The organism is Methylobacterium sp. WL119 (genome assembly GCF_008039875.1).
Taxonomy (GTDB): Bacteria; Pseudomonadota; Alphaproteobacteria; order Rhizobiales; family Beijerinckiaceae; genus Methylobacterium.
This window is the reverse complement of record NZ_VRUU01000201.1, coordinates 1-2,768: the sequence shown is the minus strand read 5'-3', so window position 1 is coordinate 2,768 and position 2,768 is coordinate 1. Positions and strand designations below refer to the sequence as shown.

3 protein-coding genes and 1 pseudogene are annotated in these 2,768 nt (G+C 75.5%); 2 read left to right on the top strand and 2 right to left on the bottom strand.

From position 1 onward, the window contains the following. Positions 1–595, top strand: a pseudogene (locus tag FV227_RS28275) (DNA polymerase III subunit gamma/tau); the annotation flags it as partial. A 65-nt stretch (positions 596–660) separates the two neighbouring features. Continuing rightward, complete coding sequence (locus FV227_RS28270) at positions 661–984, top strand: YbaB/EbfC family nucleoid-associated protein (RefSeq protein ID WP_147729577.1); 324 nt, start codon at positions 661–663, stop codon at positions 982–984. Between the two features lie 73 nt (positions 985–1,057). Here the strand turns inward: FV227_RS28270 and FV227_RS28265 are convergent, their stop codons facing one another. Then, positions 1,058–1,495, bottom strand: a complete 438-nt coding sequence (locus FV227_RS28265; protein WP_147729576.1) for a DUF3429 domain-containing protein — start codon at positions 1,493–1,495, stop codon at positions 1,058–1,060. 149 nt (positions 1,496–1,644) lie between these two features. Next, on the bottom strand, positions 1,645–2,768 hold a 1,124-nt coding region (locus tag FV227_RS28260; protein WP_147860449.1), incomplete at its 5' end, for a tetratricopeptide repeat protein.

The following is a 2,768-nucleotide window of genomic DNA, read 5'->3' as shown; positions in this document are numbered from 1 at the left end:
TCCGGCGCCCGAGCCGGCCGCCGCACCGCCGCCTGCCGAAGCGCGGCCCCTGCCGGAGGCCCGGCCGCTTCCGCCGCCGCGTCCGGTCCTGGTCCCGGCACCGGTCGCGCCCGCGCCCGTGGTGCAGGGCCGGCCCGCCGAGCCGGCCGGCCCGCGACTGTCCCGGTTCGAGGACGTGGTGGCGCTCGCCGACGTCCGCCGCGACATCCTTCTGAAGTCGGCGCTGGAGCGCGAGGCGCATCTCGTGCGCTTCGAGGACGGCCGCATCGAGTTCCGTCAGGCGGACGGCGGGCGCCCCTCCCTGCATGCCGACCTCGCCAAGGCGCTCGAGCAGTGGACCGGCCGCCGCTGGATCGTCACGCCCTCGCGGGAGGCGGGCGCGCCGACGCTCGACGCGCAGGCCCGTGCCGCGATCGAGAGCCGCCGCGAGAACGCCGCCTCGCACCCCTTGGTGCGCGAGGTGCTGGCGCGTTTCCCCGGCGCGCAGATCGTCGACGTGCGCGACAACGCCCCCGAGGCGGCCTCCGCAGACCTCGAAGCCCCGGCAGGCCTCGACGAGGCCGCGACCGAGGACGGCGAGGCCGACGACGCCTGACGCTGGCATCCGCCCGCCCGGCTTCCCAGATCACGCTTCACCCCACGAACGAGAGACCGATCCGCATGCGCGACATCATGGGCATCATGAAGCAGGCTCAGGCCATGCAGGAGAAGATGGCCGGCCTCCAGGCCGAGCTCGACACGGTCGAGGTCTCGGGGGCCTCCGGCGGCGGCTCCGTGCGCGTGACGATGACCGCCAAGGGCCTCGTCAAGGCCGTCGCCATCGACCCGAGCCTGATGGTAGCCGACGAGCGCGAGATCCTCGAGGACCTGATCCTCGCCGCGGTCAACGACGCGCGCGGCAAGGCCGAGCAGGCGGCGCAGGAGCGCATGGCCGAGCTCACCAAGGGCCTGCCGCTGCCGCCCGGCATGAAGCTGCCGTTCTGAGGCCCGGGCCGGGTCCCGCGCAGGCCGATCGCCGGGGGAATGGGTCGTCGACGGTCGGCGACCCGCGCGACGATCAGGCCGCGACCAGGAGGGCGGCGCCGGCGACGCCCGAAAGCACCAGGCGCAGGCGACCGAGCCAGACCGGGACGAGGCCGCGCCGGGCGAGGTCCTGGTCGACCACGCCCCAGGCGAGCACCAGGATGCCGAGGGTCCGCAGGTCCCACGGGGCGGGGGCCGCGAGCGCGGCCCAGGCCAGAAGCGACGGGACGATGGCGATGAGGTAGTCGGCGTTGCCGGCGTTGCGCGCCGCCGCCGCGCCCCAGCGGATGCCGCCGAGGAAGGACGCGATCACCGCGCCGTAGGCCGAGAGGATGGTGCGCGGCGACAGGCCGATCGTGCCGAGGCCGCCGTCGCTGCCGCTGACGGCGAGCGCGGCGAAGCCGACGAACGGAATCAGTCCCGCGACGCCAAGGAGGACGGCGCCGGTCGGTACGGGGGAGACGCGCGCCATCCGACCTCCGGGCTGCCCGCTGCGGATCGGCGGTCGCATATCGAATCACGTATCCTACGAACGCCGCCGCGGAGGGTTCCCGCACTGCGGCATCATGGTCAAGCTTCCGCCGCCCGGAACGCCGGTCCGGGCCACCTATGCGCTCGCGCTCAGACCCCCTTGCGGGCGGTCTGGCCGAGGGCGGGAGCGATCGGGGCCGGGGCGCCGAGCAGGGTCATCGGCCCGGCGGCGTCCTTGGCGACCGGGGGTTCGTTGACCGCGCGGTCGAGCCGGTGCGGCTTAAAGTTCGCGGCGATGCTGCGCGCCGCGGCGAGGTCGGCCGGGCTCAGCTTGGTCGCCACGTCGTCGCGCTTCTTGCCGGCATCCTCGTCGCCCTGCGCGGCGGCGGCGGCGAACCAGGCGTAGGATTGCGCGAGGTCCTGGGTCAGGCCGAGGCCGCGGGCGTAGAGCACCGCGAGGTTGTACTGGCTGTCGCGCACCCCGTACTCGGCCCCCTGCCTGAACCACGAGGCGGCCGAGGCGTAGTCCGGCTTGCCGGTCGCGCTCGGGTTCTCGGCGTAGATCACCGCGAGGTTGTGCATCGAGCGGGCATGGCCCTGCTCGGCGGCGCGGCCGTACCACATCTTGGCCTTGTCGAGGTCGCGCACGAGGCCGGCGCCCTTCTCGTAATGACCGGCGTACTTGTACTGGGCCGGCGCGTAGCCGGCGCCGGCGAGCTTCTCGTAGAGCTTGGCCGCCAGCGACAGGTCGCGCGGCAGGCCGCGCCCGTCCGCGGCGCGCCCTGCCAGTTCCCAGACCGCGGTGCCGTCGCCGTCCTGCGCCGCCTGGCGGAGCTTCGACAGGCCGGCGGGCAGGGTGGCGAGGTCGCCGGCGAGCGAGGCCATGCTCGACACCTGCGGCACCGCGCTCCGGGCCTGCGCCGCCTTCGCCTCCGCGGGGGCGGCGGTGGCAAGCGCCTGCGTGGTCTGCGGGTCGGCCGGGGCAGGGCGGGCCTCGGCCGGCATCGCCGGCTCGGCCTTATCCGCGCGAGGCTCGGCCTTCGGGTCGCCCTTGGGCGCGGCGGACGCGTTGGTGTCGGCCAGCACGGTCGGCGGCTGGGGCGCGCGCGCCGTGTCGCCGTTCGCGGTCGGGCGCATGCTGATCGCCTGCAGGGCGCCGAGCGCGAGCACGATCGCCGCGAGGCCGAGCAGCAGCGGCCGGCGCCGGCGGTTGATCTCGGCGCGCAGGCGCGCGACCGGTCCGTCGCCGGCCGCGTCCGCGACCGGCATCGGCC